Genomic DNA, 18,450 nt, shown 5'->3' with positions numbered 1-18,450 from the left:
GCAGGCCGGCGAGCGCCCATCACCATGCCCTTCAACAGCACTTCCATGAACATCTTCAACGTGGCGGGTTCGGCCATGACTGCGCAATCGCAGCGCATGAACGTGACCGCGAGCAACATGGCCAACGCCGAGAGCGTGGCCGGTCCCGACGGCATGCCCTACCGCGCGAAGCAGGTGGTGTTCCAGGTCGCGCCTTCCGCATACGGCGCCGGGGACATCGGCGGCGTCGCGGTTGCGGGCGTGGTCGAGGACCCCTCTCCGCCGCGCCTCGTGTTCGACCCGAAGAGCCCGCACGCCAACGCCGAAGGCTACGTGGCGATGCCCAACGTCAACGTGGTCGAGGAGATGACAAACATGATCTCCGCCTCGCGCAGCTACCAGGCCAACGTCGAGGTGCTCAACACGGCCAAGACGCTGATGGTCAAGACGCTGACCCTCGGCCAGTAACCCCCAAGAGAAACAACAGAGAGAACAGGCACGCACGCGCCATGGCCATTTCCGACACCTCGTCCATCACCGGACAGAACGCCACCTCCGCGGTGAGCAGCAACAGCAGCACTTCCAACGTCGACAGCGAGCAGCGCTTCCTGAAGCTGCTGGTCACGCAGCTGAACAACCAGGACCCGCTCAACCCGATGCAGAACGCCGAGCTCACCTCGCAGCTCGCGCAGATGAGCACCGTCAGCGGCATCGAGAAGCTCAACAGCACGCTCTCGGGCCTGGTCAACCAGACCAGCTCCAACCAGCTGCTGCAGGCCACATCGCTCATCGGCTACAACGTGCTGTCGCCTGGCAGCACGCTCACCACCAAGGACCCCGAGGCCGGCAAGGAGCCAGCGGCGCAGGCCTTCGCCGTGGAACTTCCGGGCACCGCCTCCGACGTCGAGATCAAGATCGTCGACGCCACTGGCAAGGTCGTTCGCACCATCGATGCCGGCTCCATGACCGAAGGCGTCAACGCCGTCACCTGGGACGGCAAGGACGACACGGGCAACGTGGTGCCCGCGGGCGCCTACAGCTTCAGCGTGAACGCGACCAACAACGGCACGACCGTGAAGGCCACCGCGCTCACCTTCTCGCAGGTGGCGGCGGTCAAGCAGGGCGCCAACGGCGTCACGCTCGAGCTGATGACGGGCAACAACATCGGCCTGTCCGACGTGCGCCTGTTCCTCTGAGCCGCAGGGCTTCTTCCCCCATCGCATCCAACGCATCCATCGCACCGAAACCAACAAGCAAGGAACCATAGATCATGGCTTTTTCCCAGGGCATCAGCGGGCTCGGCGTGGCCGCCGCCAACCTCGACGTCATCGGCAACAACATCGCCAACTCGGGCACCGTCGGCTTCAAGTCGGCCGCCGCCACCTTCCAGGACGTGTACGCGGGTTCGCGCGTCGGCCTGGGCGCCTCGGTCTCTGGCGTGACGCAGAACTTCTCGCAGGGCGTGACCCAGTCGAGCAGCCGTCCGCTGGACGTGGCCATCCTCAACGGCGACGGCTTCTTCCGCCTGACCAGCGCCACCGGCGAAGTCATGTACTCGCGCAACGGCCAGTTCACGCGCGACAAGGACGGCTACATCGTCAACGCCTCTGGCCTGCGCCTCACCGGCTTCGGCGCGAACGCGAACGGCGGCATCAGCGGCGGCACGCCGGCGGCCATCCAGATCCCGACCACGCCCATGACGCCCAAGGCCACGACCGGCATCGACGCCGAGTTCAACCTCGATGCGCGCAAGACCACGCCGACCAAGGTGCCCTTCAACGCGACCGATTCCGACACCTTCAACTACTCGAACGCCGTCGGCCCCATCTACGACTCGCTGGGCAACCCGCATGACGTATCCGTCTACTTCGTGAAGAGCGCGACGCCCGCCAACACCTGGAGCGTGTACGGCACGGCCGACGGTGCGGCACTCAACGCCGGCGCCGCGCTCGGCACCCTGACCTTCGACTCCGCCGGCAAGATGACCGCGCCTGCCAGCGGCCAGCTGAGCCTTGGCACGCTCACCCTCACCAACGGCGCCGCGGCACTCACTCCCACGCTCGACATCTCGGGCACCACGCAGTTCGGCGCCGCCAACGCCATGAGCAAGCTCGCGCAGGACGGCTACCGCTCGGGCGAACTCACCTCGTTCTCGATCAACGCCGACGGCACCATCACCGGCAAGTTCTCCAACGAACAGACCAAGCTGCTGGGCCAGGTCGTGCTGTCTTCGTTCGCCAACCCGAACGGCCTGGAGCCCAAGGGCAACAACGTGTGGGCCGAGACGCAGGCCTCTGGCAACCCGCTCACCGGCACGCCGGGCGAAGGCACCAAGCTCGGCTCGCTGCAGTCGGGCGCGCTGGAGGCATCCAACGTCGACCTCACCTCCGAGCTGGTCAACCTCATCGTCGCGCAGCGCAACTACCAGGCCAACGCGCAGACCGTGAAGACGCAGGACCAGGTCATGCAGACGCTGATGAACATCCGCTGACGCGGCGCTACCGACAGACCGACAGAAGCAGGAGCACCCAGTGGATCGCATGTTGTACGTCGCCATGAGCGGCGCCAAGCAGGTCATGGAACAGCAGGCCGCCGTCGCCAACAACATGGCGAACGTCTCGACGCCGGGCTTCCGCGCGCAGATCGCCAACTTCCGCGCCGTGCCCGTGGTCGGCCAGGAAGCGCCAACGCGCGCCTTCGTGGCCGCCACCACGCCGGGCGCCGACTTCACCCACGGCCCGCTCACCGAAACCGGCCGCGCGCTCGACGTGGCCGTGAGCGGCTCGGGCTGGCTGGTGGTGCAGACGCCCGACGGCGGCGAGGCCTACACCCGCGTGGGCAATCTCCAGATCGGCGCGGACGGCCAGCTCACCACCATGGGCGGCCGCCCGCTGATGGGCGACAACGGCGCGCTCACGGTGCCTCCGGGCTCCACGGTCAGCATCGCTTCCAACGGCCTGGTGAGCGCGCGCGACGCGGCTTCCAACGTGCTCACGGGCATTGCGGAAGTCGGCCGCCTCAAGCTGGTCAACCCGCAGGCCACCGAGCTCGAGCGCGGCGACGACGGCCTGTTCCGCATGCGCGCCGGCCAGCCGCCGGCCGAGGCCGACGAGGCCGTCACGCTGGTCAGCGGCGTGGTCGAAGGCAGCAACGTGAACCCGGTCGAGACCATGGTGGCAATGATCGCCAACGCACGCAGCTTCGAGATGCAGATGAAGTCGCTGCAGACGGCCGACACCAACGCGCAGTCCGCCAACAAGCTGCTGGCTTACGGCTGACGCGATCCGCAACCTCTTCCGCAGGACTCCCAGAAAAATGATCCGCTCCCTCTACATCGCCAAGACCGGCCTCGACGCGCAGCAGACGCAGCTCGACGTGGTCTCCAACAACCTCGCCAACGTCGGCACCACCGGCTTCAAGCGCAGCCGCGCCGTGTTCGAGGATCTGGTCTACCAGAACCTGCGCCAGGTCGGCGGCCAGTCGTCGGACCAGACGCGCCTGCCCTCGGGCCTGCAGGTCGGCACCGGCGTGCACGTGGTCGCCACCGAGCGCATCCACTCGCAGGGCAACCTCACCAAGACCGACAAGCCGACCGACGTGGCCATCAGCGGCGGCGGCTTCTTCCAGGTGCTGATGCCCGACGGCACCACCTCGTACACGCGCGACGGCTCGTTCCAGACCGACCGCGACGGCCAGCTGGTCACGGCCAGCGGCTTCCCCGTGCAGCCCGCCATCACGGTGCCGGCCAACGCCACCAGCATCACCGTGGGCCGCGACGGCATCGTCTCGGTGGTGCAGGCAGGCAGCACGAACACCGTGCAGATCGGCCAGCTGCAGCTCGCCACCTTCGTCAACCCGACCGGCCTGCAGAGCCTGGGCGAGAACCTGTACGCCGAGACCGACGCGTCGGGCGCGCCCAACCAGGTGAACCCCGGCGTCGACGGCGCCGGCACGCTGAGCCAGGGATACGTCGAGGCCTCGAACGTGAACGTGGTGGAAGAGCTGGTCAACATGATCGCCACCCAGCGCTCGTACGAGATCAACAGCAAGGCGGTCCAGACCTCGGACCAGATGCTTCAGCGACTGGCCCAGCTGTGATGCTTCAGGCGTTGCGTCTTCTGTTGCGTCTTCTTCCTCGCCGCGGCGCGGCCGATGGGAGGGCACGGCTGCTGTCGCTGCTCGCGGTCACGGTGGCGGTGCTGGCCACCGGCTGCGCGCAGGTTCCGCGCGAGCCGCTGGTGCACCAGCCGATGACCGCGCGCGCCGACAGCTACGCGGCGGTGCAGAGCCGGCGCTCGCCCGGCGCGATCTTCCAGGACGGCCCCGGCGCCAATGCGCTCTTCGAGGACCGCAGGCCGCGCAACGTCGGCGACATCCTGACCATCGTCATCAGCGAGAAGGTCAACGCCACCAAGAATTCGGGTGCGAATGCCAGCCGCACCGGCAGCACGGCCAGCGTGTTCGCCGCCATTCCCAAGCTCATCGGCGGGCTGCTCGACGGGCAGGACGCCAAGCTCTCGGGCACCAACACGCTCAACGCCAAGGGCGGGGCCAACGCCAACAACACCTTCAACGGCGTGATCACGGTCACGGTCACGGACGTGATGCCCAACGGCAATCTGCTGGTGAGCGGCGAGAAGCAGATGGGCATCAACCAGGGCACGGAATACATCCGCTTCTCGGGCGTGGTGAATCCGCGCACCGTCTCGGGCAACAACACGGTGCCCTCCACATTGGTGGCCGATGCACGCATCGAGTACTCGGCCAAGGGCTATATCGACGAGGCGCAGCACATGGGCTGGATGCAGCGCTTCTTCCTGAACGTCATGCCGTTTTAAATGAAACACCCCCAGGCTTCGCGCACTTCGTGTCGCTACTCCCACCCCCTTGCAGGGGGCGATGCCAACGGCCCGGCAAAGCCGGTTCCGCGGCATCCCACGAAATTTTCTGCTCGCTTGCGCATCGCGGCGCTGGCGTTGCTGGCGTCTTTTCCCTTCGCGCCCGTACACGCGGAGCGGTTGAAGGAGCTGGCGAGCATCCAGGGCGTGCGCGACAACCCGCTGATCGGCTACGGGCTGATGGTGGGGCTCGACGGCACGGGCGATCAGACGATGCAGACGCCGTTCACCACGCAGAGCCTGAACAACATGCTGCAGCAGCTGGGCATCACGATTCCGCAGGGCGTGAACATGCAGCTGAAGAACGTGGCGGCGGTGATGGTGACGGCCACGCTGCCTTCGTTCGCGCGGCCGGGGCAGAACATCGACGTGACGGTGTCCTCGATGGGCAATGCGAAGAGCCTGCGCGGCGGCACGCTGCTGATGACGCCGCTCAAGGGCGTGGACGGACAGACGTACGCGGTGGCGCAGGGGAACATGGTGGTCGGCGGCGCGGGCGCCTCGGCCAACGGGAGCAAGGTGCAGGTCAACCAGCTCAGCTCGGGGCGCATTCCGGGCGGGGCGCTGGTGGAGCGCACGGTGGAGTCGCCTGTGGGTGCCGAGGGCACTTTCTCGATCGAGCTCAACCGCTCCGATTTCGGCACCACGCAGCGCGCGGTGGATGCGATCAACCGGCAGTTCGGTTCGGGCACGGCCGAGGCCATCGATGCGCGTTCGATCCGCGTGCGCGCACCCGAACCGCAGCAGCGCGTGGGCTTTCTCGCGCGGCTCGAGGATCTTGAAGTGACGCCCACGCAGGCAGGCGCCCGCGTGGTGGTGAATGCGCGCACGGGCTCCGTGGTGATGAACCAGGCCGTTCGCGTGAAGGACTGCGCCATCGCGCACGGCAACCTGTCGGTGGTCATCAACACCGAGCCGGTCATCAGCCAGCCGGGCGCGTTCTCGGGCGGCAGCACTGTGGCGGCGCAGACTTCGCAGATCTCGGTGAATCAGGGCGGCGGCGCGATCCAGATGGTGCGCGGCGGTGCCTCGCTGTCGGACGTGGTCAAGGGGCTCAACAGCCTGGGCGCGAATCCGCAGGACCTGGTGTCCATCCTCCAGGCCATGAAGTCGGCCGGCGCGCTGAGCGCCGAGCTGGAAATCATCTGAGGCCGATGCGATGACCGTATCCGTCACCGACCGCAGCGGCGCGCTCGACCAGCGCTTCGCGCTCGACGTGCAGGGCGTGGACGCCCTGCGGCGCACCGTGCGCAGCTCGCCGGAAGAAGGCCTGCAGCAGGTCTCGCGGCAGTTCGAGGCGCTGTTCATGAACATGGTGCTCAAGAGCATGCGCGAGGCGACGCCTTCGAGCGGACTCTTCGACAACCAGGACCAGAAGGTCTATCTCTCGATGTTCGACCAGCAGCTCACGCAGAACCTCTCGGGGCGCGGCGTGGGGCTGGCCGAAGCGATGCTCGCGCAGCTGCGCCGCAGCATGCCCTCGGGTCCGCCCGACGCGGAAGCCGATGCGGAGATCGGAACGAAGCCCATGTCGCTCGAACCGCGCGGCGGCCTGCCGTACGGGCCGCGCGCCGGCATTCCCATCGGCTCGGCGCCGACGGCCCGCACGGGTGCCGACCTCGGCATCTATCAATTCAACAGCGAGCGGCGCGCACCCGGCGCCGGCGCGAATTCCTCGCTGCAGGCGCAGGCCGACGAGTTCGTCGGCCGCATGGGCGCATCCGCGCAGGCGGCGAGCACCGCGAGCGGCGTGCCCGCGCCGCTGATCCTCGCGCAGGCCGCGCTCGAGTCCGGCTGGGGCAAGCGCGAGATCCGCGCCGACGACGGCACGCAGAGCTTCAACCTGTTCGGCATCAAGGCCGACCGCAGCTGGAAGGGCGCGACGGTCGAGACGACCACTACCGAGTACATCGACGGCGAACCGCAGAAGGTTCGCGCGAAGTTCCGCGCCTACGGCTCGTACGAAGAAGCCTTCACCGACTACGCGCGCTTCATCACCCGCAACCCGCGCTACGCGAACGTGCTGGCCACCGACGACCCGACCGAGGCCGCCCACGGCCTGCAGCGCGCCGGCTACGCGACCGATCCGCGCTACGGCGAGAAGCTGGTTCGCATCATGCAGAAATTCGGTTGAGCCGCTAGCGCGCTCACCGCATCAAGGAAGACCCATGGCAGAGATCGCAGCAGGAACCGCACGCGCGCAGGCGCCCCAGCACCAGGGCGCAGGCGCCCGCCTGGAGGTCGTGACCTTCAAGCTGGGCGAGGAAGAGTACGGCATAGACATCCAGAAGGTGCAGGAGCTGCGCGGGTACGACGCGGTGACGCGCATCGCGAACGCGCCGGAGTACATCAAGGGGGTGGTGAACCTGCGCGGGATCATCGTTCCGATCATCGACATGCGCATCAAGTTCAGGCTGGGCGAGCCGACGTACGACCAGTTCACGGTGGTGATCGTGCTGAACATCGGGGGGCGCGTGGTGGGGATGGTGGTGGACAGCGTGTCGGACGTGATCACGCTGACGGCGGAGCAGATCAAGCCTGCGCCGGAGATGGGTTCCGTGCTGGACGCGGACTACCTGATCGGGCTGGGCACGCTGGAGGAGCGGATGCTGATCCTGGTGGACATCGACCGGCTCATGTCCAGCGAGGAAATGGGCCTGGTCGAGAAGATCGCCGCCTGAGCGCCCGAACCCGTACAACGAAGAGACAAGAAGAGGTTCCGCATGATGAAGAACTGGACAGTGGGACGGCGCATGAGCGCCGTATTCGCATGCATGCTGGCGCTGCTGGTGCTCATTGCCGGCATCGGCGTGCTGCGCCTGCAGGCCGTGGGCGACGCGACCGAGGGCATGGCCGGTGATTCGCTCGCCAAGGAGCGGCTGGCGGCCGCCTGGCAGCTGGGCACCAACACCAACAGCATCCGCACCTTCTCGCTGCTCAAGAGCGACGACCCGGCCGTGCAGGAATACCTGCAGAAGAACATCTCGGCCACCAGCGCCCTCATCACAGAGACGCAGAAGAAGCTCGAGGCCATGCTGGCCTCGCCCGAAGAACTGGCGCTGAGCGCGGACATCAAGAAGAAGCGCGGCGACTACGTCGAGCTGCGCAACCAGATCCTCAAGCTCAAGGCCGACGGCAGCAAGGACGAGGCGGCGAAGCTGACCGACACGCGCCTGCTGCCCGCGCTCGACGCCTACGACGCGAGCATCCGCGCCATGGTGAGCCACCAGCAGCAGGAAATCGACAAGTCCGCCGCCGGCATCGGCGCCCAGTACCGCTCGGGCCGCAGATGGATCGTCGGGCTGGCCGCGCTCGCGATCGTGGCGGGTTCCGCCATCGCATGGCTGCTGACGCGCAGCATCGTGCAGCCCATCGGCGAGGCGCTGCTCATCGCGGAGACCGTGGCCGCTGGCGACCTGAGCAAGGAATTCGAAACCGAGCGCGGCGGCGACTTCGGCCGGCTGCTGCGCGGCATGGGCGAGATGGAAGACACGCTCACCGATCTCGTGACACGCATCAAGGCATCCACCGATTCGATCGCGGTGGCTTCGCGGCAGATCGCGGCGGGCAACCAGGATCTCTCGTCGCGTACGGAAGAGCAGGCGAGCTCGCTGGAGCAGACCGCGGCCTCGATGGAAGAGCTGACCTCGACGGTCAAGCAGAACGCGGACAACGCACGGCAGGCGAACCAGCTGGCGGTGTCCGCTTCGGAAGTGGCTGTGAAGGGCGGCAGTGTCGTCTCGCAAGTGGTCGGCACGATGGGCTCGATCAACGCGTCCTCCAAGAAGATCGTGGACATCATCGGCGTGATCGATGGCATCGCTTTCCAGACAAACATCCTTGCGTTGAATGCGGCCGTCGAAGCGGCCCGCGCCGGCGAGCAAGGCAAGGGCTTCGCCGTCGTCGCATCCGAGGTGCGAAGCCTCGCCCAGCGTTCGGCTGCTGCAGCCAAGGAAATCAAGACGCTGATCGGCGACTCGGTCGAGAAGGTCGAGGAAGGCAGCAAGCAGGTGGAAGAAGCTGGTCGCACGATGGAAGAGATCGTGGGCAGCGTGAGGCGCGTGACCGACATCATGGGCGAGATCACGGCAGCCAGCCAGGAACAGACCTCCGGCATCGAGCAGATCAACCAGGCCATCACGCAGATGGATCAGGTCACGCAGCAGAACGCAGCATTGGTCGAAGAAGCCTCGGCAGCAGCCCAGTCGCTGCAGGAGCAGGCCGAGAACCTCGTGCGCGCAGTCAGCACCTTCAAGCTCGACGCCGACGTCGAAGAAGCAGAGGCGGTCTGAAGCACCCATGCGCACACGTCTCAGTCCCAGGCGCGCCCTGCGCATCGGCGCGAGCTTCGCCGTTCTCCTGATCATGCTGGCCGTGGCCCTGAGCCTCGGCTTCAAGGCCGGCGCCGGCTACGAATGGGCGCGCCTGACGGTCTGCGCGCTGTCCGTGGCCGCATTGCTCACCGCCGTCGCCATCGTGTGGATCGTCATGCGCTCGGTCACCCGTTCGACCCACGACGCCGCGAAGGTATCGGACCGGCTTGACCGGGTCCTGCAGCACGTCAACGCCCCGGATTCCAGAAAAGAAGAACCAGCTACCCCATGAAATCGTTTCTCAATCTCAAGATCGGCACCCGCCTCGGATCGGGCTTCGCCATCGTTCTCCTGCTGCTGATCGGTATCGCGGGCCTCGGGCTCCGTGCGATGTCCGACATCCAGACGCGCCTCAACAGCATCGTCACCGACAACAACACCAAGGTGGCCCTGGTCAACAAGATGGTGGACGCGATCCGCGACATCGCCATCCTCGACGGCAACCTGATCCTCCTGTCCGACGACGCCGCCATGAAGGAAGAGTCGAAGAAGATCGCCGCCGCGCGCGAGCGCTTCACCGAGAGCCGCGCCGCGCTTGCCAAGATAGTCATCACGCCGGAAGGCAAGGCGCTGCTCGGGCGCATCGACGAGAAGGTGGCCGTGCTCGTGCCGCTGAACACCCAGCTCAGCGAACTCGCCCTGCAGAACAGGAACGAGGAGGCCACCGCGATCTTCATCTCGAAGTTCCAGCCGGCCGTGCGGGCCGCGCTCACCGAACTCGACGCGATGGGCGGGCACGAGGAACGGCGCTCGCTGAAGGCCAACGAGGAGGCCGGCGCCGGCTACATGTGGTCGCGCAACCTGATGCTGGCATTGGGCAGCCTGGCCGTCCTGCTCGGTGTGGCCATCGCATGGGGCATCACCCGCTCGATCACCAGGCCGATCGGCGCGGCGGTGCAGGTGGCTGAGAAGGTCGCCGGCGGCGACATCAGCGCGCGCATCGAGGTGCGCTCGAAGGACGAGACCGGCCGGCTGATGCTCGCGCTCAAGGAGATGAACGAAAGTCTCGTGAAGATCGTCGGCGAGGTGCGTACGGGCACCGACACGATTGCCACGGCGTCTGCACAGATTGCTTCGGGGAATCAGGATCTTTCGTCGCGTACGGAAGAGCAGGCCAGTTCGCTGGAGCAGACCGCCGCGTCGATGGAAGAGCTGACCTCGACGGTCAAGCAGAACGCGGACAACGCGCGGCAAGCCAATCAGCTGGCTGTGTCTGCCTCGGAAGTCGCAGTGAAGGGCGGCAGTGTGGTCTCGCAAGTGGTCGACACGATGGGCGCGATCAACACCTCGTCCAAGAAGATCGTCGACATCATCGGCGTGATCGATGGCATCGCCTTCCAGACCAACATCCTGGCCCTGAATGCAGCGGTCGAAGCCGCACGCGCAGGCGAGCAAGGTCGCGGCTTTGCGGTGGTGGCCTCGGAAGTCCGCAGCCTTGCGCAACGCTCCGCTGCAGCAGCCAAGGAAATCAAGACGCTGATCGGCGACTCGGTGGAGAAGGTCGAAGAGGGCAGCAAGCAGGTGGAAGAAGCCGGCCGCACGATGGAAGAGATCGTGGGCAGCGTCAAGCGCGTGACCGACATCATGGGCGAGATCACTGCTGCGAGCCAGGAGCAGACCTCGGGCATCGAGCAGATCAACCAGGCCATCACGCAGATGGACCAGGTCACGCAGCAGAACGCGGCCCTCGTGGAAGAAGCCTCGGCCGCAGCCCAGTCTCTGCAGGAGCAGGCCGGCAGCCTCGTGCGCGCAGTCAGCATCTTCAAGCTCGACGCCAACGCCGTGGCCGCCACGCGCCCCAGCTTCACACGCATCACCCCGATCCCGAAGCCCGCCAGGCCCGTGCCCAAGCGTCCGGCCAAGGCCTTGCCCGTGCGCAGGGAGCCCGCAGCCGCCCCCCGGCTCGCCATGGCCGGCGACGCAAAGGGCGACTGGACCGAGTTTTGAGAAAAAAGGACTCAAGTCCTGCGCTCCGATGCCGATAACAGGATGAACCAGTCCCCTGTTGTTGAAGAAAGAGAGCAATGAGTCTGAAGGATCTGAAAATCGGCACCCGCCTGGGTCTCGGCTTCGCGGTGATGCTGCTGCTGATGGCGCTCATTGCAGGCACGGGCGTGTTGCGGCTCACGAACGTGGGCAACGCGACCGACGAGATGGTGTCGCAGGCGATGGTCAAGGAGCGGCTCGCGAGCGAATGGCTCAGCAACCTGCGCTCCAACACCGTGGCCAATTTCGCCATGGTCAAGACCACGGATCCGGAAATCGCCGCCTACTTCTCGAAGATCCAGACGGCGGGCTCGGCCCGCATCAGCCCGGCGCAGAAGAAGCTCGAGTCGATGCTGAGCACGCCGGAAGAGAAGGAGCTCTACGCCCGGATCTCGTCCTCCCGCGCGGTGGTGCTGGAGACCGTGGGCGTTCTCAACAAGCTGAAGGACTCGGGCCAGCTCGCGGAGGCCAACAAGCTCGTGGATACAAGATTCTCCGAGGCCCTGGCCGTGTACGGCGGTGCCGTCGAGGCGCTGGCCAACCACCAGCGGGAGAAGATCGACGAAGCCGCCAAGGGCATCGGCACCGACTTCACCGCGGGCCGCACCACGCTGCTGGTGCTGTCCGCCGTTGCGCTGGTGCTGGGCGCATTGTTCTCCTGGCGTCTGACGCTGGGCATCGTGCGCCCGCTGGGGCACGCGGTGGAGGTCGCCGAGACGGTGGCCGCCGGCGACCTGAGCGCGCGCATCGATGTGGAAAGCCGCGACGAGGCAGGGCAGCTCCTGCAGGCGCTGAAGAACATGAACCAGAGCCTGGCCAAGGTGGTAGGCGAGGTGCGCGAGGGAACGGACACCATCGCCACGGCCTCGAGCCAGATCGCCTCGGGGAACCAGGACCTGTCTTCGCGCACCGAGCAGCAGGCGAGTTCGTTGCAGCAGACGGCGGCTTCGATGGAAGAGCTCACTTCGACGGTCAAGCAGAACGCGGACAACGCGCGGCAGGCCAACCAGCTCGCGGTCTCGGCTTCCGAGGTGGCTGTGAAGGGGGGCAACGTCGTCTCGCAGGTGGTCGACACGATGGGGTCGATCAATGCCTCGTCCAGGAAGATCGTCGACATCATCGGCGTGATCGACGGCATCGCCTTCCAGACAAACATTCTGGCGCTGAACGCGGCTGTCGAAGCTGCGCGTGCTGGTGAGCAAGGCCGTGGCTTCGCTGTGGTGGCTTCGGAAGTCCGCAGCCTGGCTCAGCGCTCCGCTGCAGCAGCCAAGGAAATCAAGACGCTGATCGGCGACTCGGTCGAAAAGGTCGAAGAGGGCAGCAAGCAGGTGGAAGAAGCCGGCCGCACGATGGAAGAGATCGTGGGCAGCGTCAAGCGCGTGACCGACATCATGGGCGAGATCACTGCTGCGAGCCAGGAGCAGACCTCGGGCATCGAGCAGATCAACCAGGCCATCACGCAGATGGACCAGGTCACGCAGCAGAACGCGGCCCTCGTGGAAGAAGCCTCGGCCGCAGCCCAGTCGCTGCGCGAACAGGCCAGCAGCCTTTCCAGCGTCGTAGGCGTGTTCCGTCTCGGCGGCAGCCAATTGGCCCTGGCCTGAAGAAGGAGGCAAGACCATGCGCGTCAACCTCCCCGTCACGGGCATCGAATACGAACTGTCGCCCGACGCCGCCCTCGTGTCCCGCACGGACCTGAAGGGCCGCATCACCTACGCCAATCCGGCCTTCATCGAGGCCAGCGGCTTCTCGATGGCCGAGCTCATGGGCAAGGCGCACAACATCGTGCGCCACCCCGACGTGCCGCCCGAGGCTTTCGCCGACCTGTGGCAGACGCTGGCCCAGGGCCTGCCCTGGACCGGACTCATCAAGAACCGTCGCAAGAACGGCGACTTCTACTGGGTGCTGGCCAACGTCACGCCCATTCGCCGCAACGGCCGCACGCAGGGCTACATGTCCGTGCGCAGCAAGCCCGGCCGCATCGAGGTCGCAGAGGCCGAGGCGCTGTACGCCCGCATCCGCGAAGGGCAGGCCAAGGACATCGAACTGCAGCAGGGCGAGGTGGTCTCGCGCGGCTGGACCAGCCCGCTGGCCCGGCTGCGCCGCATTCCTGTGCGCCGCCGTGTGTTCGCTGTGACCTCCGCGGCGGCACTGCTGTCGCTGGGGCTGGGCATCGCTGGCTGGATGGAGGCGTCGCGGCTGGTCGCATCCGCGGGCGCACACAGCTGGCTGCCGGGTGCCGTGGCCGTCGGCGGCGCGGGCTTCGCCCTCGCATGGCTGGGGCTGGGCCAGTTCCTGGCTCGCACGGTGTTCCGCCCGCTGGACGAGGCGGTGCATGTCGCGCGCGCCATCGCCGGCGGCGACCTCGCGCGCTTCGAGGTGCGGCGCGGCGACGAGATCACCGGCCTGCTGCGCGCCCTGAACCAGATGAGCGCGAACCTGTTCGCGATCGTCGCGGACGTCGGGGCCAACGTGGCGGGCGTGATGTCGGCCTCCAGCCAGATCGCTTCGGGCAATCAGGATCTTTCGTCGCGCACTGAGCAGCAGGCGAGCTCGCTGGAGCAGACGGCCGCTTCGATGGAAGAGCTGACCTCGACGGTCAAGCAGAACGCGGACAACGCCCTGCAGGCAAACCAGCTGGCCGTATCCGCCTCGGAAGTCGCGGTGAAGGGCGGCAGCGTGGTCTCGCAGGTGGTCGACACGATGGGCTCCATCAATGCCTCGTCGAAAAAGGTCGTCGACATCATCGGCGTGATCGACGGCATCGCCTTCCAGACCAACATCCTGGCGCTCAACGCGGCAGTCGAGGCCGCACGTGCTGGTGAGCAAGGCAAGGGCTTCGCCGTCGTCGCATCCGAGGTGCGAAGCCTCGCCCAGCGTTCGGCTGCAGCAGCCAAAGAGATCAAGACGCTGATCGGCGACTCGGTCGAGAAGGTCGAAGAAGGCAGCAAGCAGGTGGAAGAAGCCGGCCGCACGATGGAAGAGATCGTCGGCAGCGTCAAGCGTGTGACCGACATCATGGGCGAGATCACTGCTGCGAGCCAGGAGCAGACCTCGGGCATCGAGCAGATCAACCAGGCGATCACGCAGATGGACCAGGTCACCCAGCAGAACGCGGCGCTGGTCGAGGAAGCCTCGGCCACCGCCCAGCTGCTGCAGGAGCAGGCCGACGGCCTCGTGAAGGCCGTGCGCGTGTTCAGGGCCGAGACCGCCGAGGCCGTCGCCGAGGCTGCCTGAGTGCGCTTGAAGCCACGCGAACACACCAACCCCATTCAACCCGGAGAAGAAAAGATGCTGAACAAGGCAAAAGATCCCCTGCAACAAGCCGCATCCACGTCGGCAGCGGCCGCTGGCGCGACCCGCCTGGAGGTCGTGACCTTCAAGCTGGGCGAAGAGGAATACGGCATAGACATCCAGAAGGTGCAGGAGCTGCGCGGGTACGACGCGGTGACGCGGATCGCGAACGCGCCGGAGTACATCAAGGGGGTGGTGAACCTGCGCGGGATCATCGTTCCGATCATCGACATGCGCATCAAGTTCAGGCTGGGCGAGCCGACGTACGACCAGTTCACGGTGGTGATCGTGCTGAACATCGGGGGGCGCGTGGTGGGGATGGTGGTGGACAGCGTGTCGGACGTGATCACGCTGACGGCGGAGCAGATCAAGCCTGCGCCGGAGATGGGTTCCGTGCTGGACGCGGACTACCTGATCGGGCTGGGCACGCTGGAGGAGCGGATGCTGATCCTGGTGGACATCGACCGGCTCATGTCCAGCGAGGAGATGGGCCTGGTCGAAGCCGCCGCCACCGCCTGAGACCGGTACCACGGCCGAGAGGCCTGGCCCGGCTCCCAACCTTCCACCCCTGAACGCCTGCATCATGAACTTCCTCTCCAACCTTCGCATCGGCAACCGGCTGGCGCTGGCCTTCGCCATCGTCCTGGGCCTCACCGTGGTCTCGACCGCCATCGCGCTGGTCTCCGCGCGCAGCAACGCGGAAGCCACGCGGGTCATGATGCGCAGCCCGCTCGCGAAGGAGCGGCTGATCTCCGACTGGTACGTGCTGACCTACTCGGCCATCGCCCGCACGTCGATGATCGCCCGCACCACCGACGAGAGCCTGCCGGTGGTCTTCGCCGACGTCATCTCCGACAGCGTGAAGAAGGGCAGCGAGACCATCGCCAAGGTCGAGAAGCTGCTGGTGACCGACGAGGAGAAGGCGATCCTCAAGTCCATCATCGAGCTGCGCGCGAAGTACCAGGCCGCGAAGGACGACGTGGGAAAGGCCAAGGCGGGTGGCGACACGGTGGCTACCGCGCGGGTCTTCAAGGAAGTCTTCCAGCCGGCCGCCAAGGCCTATGAAACCCGCGTGCTGGACCTGCTGTCGCTGGAGCGCAAGGCCATCGACGACATGAGCGAGGCCATCGACGCGGCCAATACGCGCAGCTTCAACCTGCAGCTGCTGCTGACCGTGCTGGTCGTTGTCAGCGGCGGCGTCTTCGCGTTCTTCATCTCGCGCAGCATCGTGCGCCCGCTGGCACAGGCCGTGCAGGTGGCGGAGACGGTTGCGGCGGGCGACCTGAGCGCGAACATCGAGGTGCGCAGCCGTGACGAGGCAGGCCAGCTGATGCAGGCGCTGAAGAACATGAACACGAATCTGGCGAAAGTGGTTGGCGAGGTGCGCACGGGCACCGAGACCATCGCGACGGCTTCGGGGCAGATCGCCTCGGGCAATCAGGACCTGTCTTCGCGTACGGAGCAGCAGGCGAGTTCTCTGGAGCAGACGGCTGCTTCGATGGAGGAGCTGACCTCGACGGTGAAGCAGAACGCCGACAACGCACGGCAGGCCAACCAGCTCGCGGTCTCGGCTTCCGAGGTGGCCGTGAAGGGCGGCAACGTCGTGTCCCAGGTGGTCGACACCATGGGGGCGATCAACACTTCGTCCAGGAAGATCGTGGACATCATCGGCGTGATCGATGGCATCGCTTTCCAGACCAACATCCTCGCGCTGAACGCTGCTGTCGAAGCCGCACGTGCAGGTGAACAAGGTCGCGGCTTTGCGGTGGTGGCTTCGGAAGTCCGCAGCCTGGCTCAACGCTCCGCTGCAGCAGCCAAAGAGATCAAGACGCTGATCGGCGACTCGGTCGAAAAGGTCGAGGAGGGCAGCAAGCAGGTGGAAGAAGCCGGCCGCACGATGGAAGAGATCGTGGGCAGCGTCAAGCGCGTGACCGACATCATGGGCGAGATCACTGCTGCGAGCCAGGAGCAGACCTCGGGCATCGAGCAGATCAACCAGGCCATCACGCAGATGGACCAGGTCACGCAGCAGAACGCTGCCCTCGTGGAAGAAGCCTCGGCTGCAGCCCAGTCGCTGCGTGAGCAGGCCGGAAGCCTCTCGCAGGTGGTCGGCGTGTTCCGCCTCGGAATCGGCCATGCCGAAGATCAGTCGCATCGACTGACCTTCGCAGCGTCGGCGGCATGAGCGAAGAAACGGAAGGCAACACAATGCAGTGGTTCCAGAATCTTCGCGTCACCGTCCGGCTGATCATCAGCTTTCTCGTGGTCGCGGCCATCGGTGCCGCCGTGAGCGCGCTCGGCATCTTCCACATGGGGCGCATCAGCGCATCGACCGAGGCGCTCTATGCCAACGAGCTTCGTGCCCTGCAGGCCGTACAGGACGCCAACATCCGCCTGCTGTACGCCAGCCGCGCGCAGATGACGCTGCTGTCGGCCGGCACGCGCGGCGAACGCAACGCGGGCGCGAACGAGGTCAAGGCATCCATCGAGAGCCTTTCGGCGCGCGCCGCCGAGGTCAAGTCCTTCTTCGGCGAGACCGAGGACGGCACGAAGCTGTTCGGACAGTTCGAAGGGCTGATCGGGCCGCTGACGGCGCACATGAACGACTTCGTGGCCCTGCTGAACAAGCAGCCGCTGGACAGCTCCCAGTTCGACAACCAGGTGACCGAGGACAGCGCGCGCCTTCTGAAGGAATCGCGCGGGCTGGAGGAAGTGCTCCAGCGCATGGTCGCCTACAGCAAGGACCTTGCACGCGAACGCGCCGCGCAGGCCGACGGAACCTACAAGACCTCCAGGCTGACGATGCTCGGGCTGGCGCTGGCCGGCATCGTGGTCAGCGTCGGGCTGGGCGTGCTGGTGGCGCGCCTGATGGGGCGGCAGCTCGGAGGCGAGCCTCAGTACGCCGCCGACGTGGTCGGCCGCATCGCCGGCGGCGACCTGTCGCTGGCTGTCGAGGCCGACGCCGCGCACGACGGCAGCCTGCTGCGCTCCATCCAGAAGATGCAGTCGCAGCTGACGTCGATCGTCGTGGAGATCAAGGATTCGAGCGAAACCATCGCCACGGCGTCGAGCCAGATTGCCTCGGGGAATCAGGACCTGTCTTCCAGAACCGAAGAGCAGGCGAGTTCGCTGGAGCAGACCGCTGCTTCGATGGAAGAGTTGACCTCGACGGTCAAGCAGAACGCGGACAACGCGCGGCAGGCGAACCAGCTGGCGGTCTCGGCTTCCGAAGTGGCCGTGAAGGGCGGCAACGTCGTGTCCCAGGTGGTGGACACGATGGGCTCCATCAATGCTTCGTCCAAGAAGATCGTCGACATCATCGGCGTGATCGATGGCATCGCCTTCCAGACCAACATCCTTGCACTGAACGCGGCAGTTGAAGCCGCGCGTGCAGGTGAACAAGGTCGCGGCTTTGCCGTGGTGGCCTCGGAAGTCCGCAGCCTGGCTCAGCGTTCCGCAGCTGCAGCCAAGGAAATCAAGACCCTCATCGGCGACTCGGTCGAAAAGGTCGAGGAGGGCAGCAAGCAGGTCGAAGAAGCCGGCCGCACGATGGAGGAGATCGTGGGAAGCGTCAAGCGCGTGACGGACATCATGGGCGAGATCACGGCGGCAAGCCAGGAACAGACCTCGGGCATCGAGCAGATCAACCAGGCCATCACGCAGATGGACCAGGTGACGCAGCAGAACGCCGCTCTCGTGGAAGAAGCCTCGGCAGCAGCCCAGTCGCTGCAGGAGCAGGCCGGCATCCTCGTGCGCGCAGTCAGCATCTTCAGGCTGGGCGAAGACCAGCAAGCCGCGTCCCGTGCGCAGGTCGAGGCGCCAGCCCTCCCGCGCGCCACTCCATCGCTGCCCGCGACGCCGCAACTGGCGGTCGCCGGTGCAGGTGCCGGCGACTGGCGCGAGTTCTGAGTCGGGAGCCT

The 18,450-nt window shown here is 66.3% G+C and carries 17 protein-coding genes; all 17 read left to right on the top strand.

Features of this window, described 5'->3' with window-relative positions:
• The first annotated feature begins 45 nt into the window (after positions 1 to 45).
• The 17 genes from flgC (at position 46) to ABL840_RS30950 (ending at position 18,439) form a co-directional block, all read left to right on the top strand.
• Positions 46 to 447, top strand: coding sequence for a flagellar basal body rod protein FlgC (gene flgC / locus ABL840_RS31030; protein WP_170217164.1), 402 nt, complete (start codon positions 46 to 48; stop codon positions 445 to 447).
• A 41-nt stretch (positions 448 to 488) separates the two neighbouring features.
• Complete coding sequence (locus ABL840_RS31025; RefSeq protein WP_093197936.1) at positions 489 to 1,175, top strand: flagellar hook assembly protein FlgD; 687 nt, start codon at positions 489 to 491, stop codon at positions 1,173 to 1,175.
• A gap of 74 nt (positions 1,176 to 1,249) precedes the next feature.
• Complete coding sequence (gene flgE, locus ABL840_RS31020; RefSeq protein WP_093197935.1) at positions 1,250 to 2,470, top strand: flagellar hook protein FlgE; 1,221 nt, start codon at positions 1,250 to 1,252, stop codon at positions 2,468 to 2,470.
• Between the two features lie 40 nt (positions 2,471 to 2,510).
• On the top strand, positions 2,511 to 3,257 hold the full coding sequence (flgF, locus tag ABL840_RS31015; RefSeq protein WP_093197932.1) for a flagellar basal-body rod protein FlgF: 747 nt from the start codon (positions 2,511 to 2,513) through the stop codon (positions 3,255 to 3,257).
• 37 nt (positions 3,258 to 3,294) lie between these two features.
• Positions 3,295 to 4,077 carry a flagellar basal-body rod protein FlgG gene (gene flgG / locus ABL840_RS31010; protein ID WP_093197930.1) on the top strand — a complete coding sequence of 261 codons (783 nt, stop codon included), beginning with the start codon at positions 3,295 to 3,297 and terminating at the stop codon, positions 4,075 to 4,077.
• Between the two features lie 20 nt (positions 4,078 to 4,097).
• Positions 4,098 to 4,817: a flagellar basal body L-ring protein FlgH gene (locus tag ABL840_RS31005; protein ID WP_418116382.1), complete on the top strand. Its 720-nt coding sequence runs from the start codon at positions 4,098 to 4,100 to the stop codon at positions 4,815 to 4,817.
• 117 nt (positions 4,818 to 4,934) lie between these two features.
• Positions 4,935 to 6,026: a flagellar basal body P-ring protein FlgI gene (locus ABL840_RS31000; RefSeq protein ID WP_093302125.1), complete on the top strand. Its 1,092-nt coding sequence runs from the start codon at positions 4,935 to 4,937 to the stop codon at positions 6,024 to 6,026.
• Positions 6,027 to 6,036: 10 nt separating this feature from the next.
• Positions 6,037 to 7,011: a flagellar assembly peptidoglycan hydrolase FlgJ gene (gene flgJ / locus ABL840_RS30995; protein ID WP_093302122.1), complete on the top strand. Its 975-nt coding sequence runs from the start codon at positions 6,037 to 6,039 to the stop codon at positions 7,009 to 7,011.
• 34 nt (positions 7,012 to 7,045) lie between these two features.
• Entirely contained in the window at positions 7,046 to 7,558 is a 513-nt protein-coding gene (locus ABL840_RS30990) for a chemotaxis protein CheW (RefSeq protein ID WP_093197921.1), read from the top strand.
• Between the two features lie 42 nt (positions 7,559 to 7,600).
• A complete protein-coding gene (locus ABL840_RS30985; protein WP_093302120.1) occupies positions 7,601 to 9,169 on the top strand; it encodes a methyl-accepting chemotaxis protein in 1,569 nt (522 codons plus the stop codon).
• Between the two features lie 7 nt (positions 9,170 to 9,176).
• Positions 9,177 to 9,482: a hypothetical protein gene (locus tag ABL840_RS30980; RefSeq protein WP_093302117.1), complete on the top strand. Its 306-nt coding sequence runs from the start codon at positions 9,177 to 9,179 to the stop codon at positions 9,480 to 9,482.
• Positions 9,479 to 11,197, top strand: a complete 1,719-nt coding sequence (locus ABL840_RS30975) for a methyl-accepting chemotaxis protein (RefSeq protein ID WP_093302114.1) — start codon at positions 9,479 to 9,481, stop codon at positions 11,195 to 11,197. The genes ABL840_RS30980 and ABL840_RS30975 overlap by 4 nt, the downstream gene beginning before the upstream one ends.
• 77 nt (positions 11,198 to 11,274) lie before the next feature.
• The gene (locus ABL840_RS30970; protein WP_093302112.1) at positions 11,275 to 12,840 is read left to right on the top strand and encodes a methyl-accepting chemotaxis protein; all 1,566 of its coding nucleotides are present in this window, start codon (positions 11,275 to 11,277) and stop codon (positions 12,838 to 12,840) included.
• A gap of 16 nt (positions 12,841 to 12,856) precedes the next feature.
• Complete coding sequence (locus ABL840_RS30965; protein ID WP_093302109.1) at positions 12,857 to 14,473, top strand: methyl-accepting chemotaxis protein; 1,617 nt, start codon at positions 12,857 to 12,859, stop codon at positions 14,471 to 14,473.
• A 54-nt stretch (positions 14,474 to 14,527) separates the two neighbouring features.
• Positions 14,528 to 15,049, top strand: coding sequence for a chemotaxis protein CheW (locus tag ABL840_RS30960; RefSeq protein ID WP_093445745.1), 522 nt, complete (start codon positions 14,528 to 14,530; stop codon positions 15,047 to 15,049).
• Between the two features lie 64 nt (positions 15,050 to 15,113).
• Positions 15,114 to 16,715, top strand: a complete 1,602-nt coding sequence (locus tag ABL840_RS30955; RefSeq protein WP_093197905.1) for a methyl-accepting chemotaxis protein — start codon at positions 15,114 to 15,116, stop codon at positions 16,713 to 16,715.
• Positions 16,716 to 16,738: 23 nt separating this feature from the next.
• On the top strand, positions 16,739 to 18,439 hold the full coding sequence (locus tag ABL840_RS30950; protein WP_093302107.1) for a methyl-accepting chemotaxis protein: 1,701 nt from the start codon (positions 16,739 to 16,741) through the stop codon (positions 18,437 to 18,439).
• The last annotated feature ends 11 nt before the right edge of the window (positions 18,440 to 18,450 follow it).

It is taken from the genome of Variovorax sp. NFACC27 (assembly GCF_048301545.1).
Taxonomy (GTDB): Bacteria; Pseudomonadota; Gammaproteobacteria; order Burkholderiales; family Burkholderiaceae_C; genus Variovorax; species Variovorax gossypii.
Note: the sequence above shows the minus strand (reverse complement) of the source record. Positions and strands in the feature narration are given on the sequence as shown.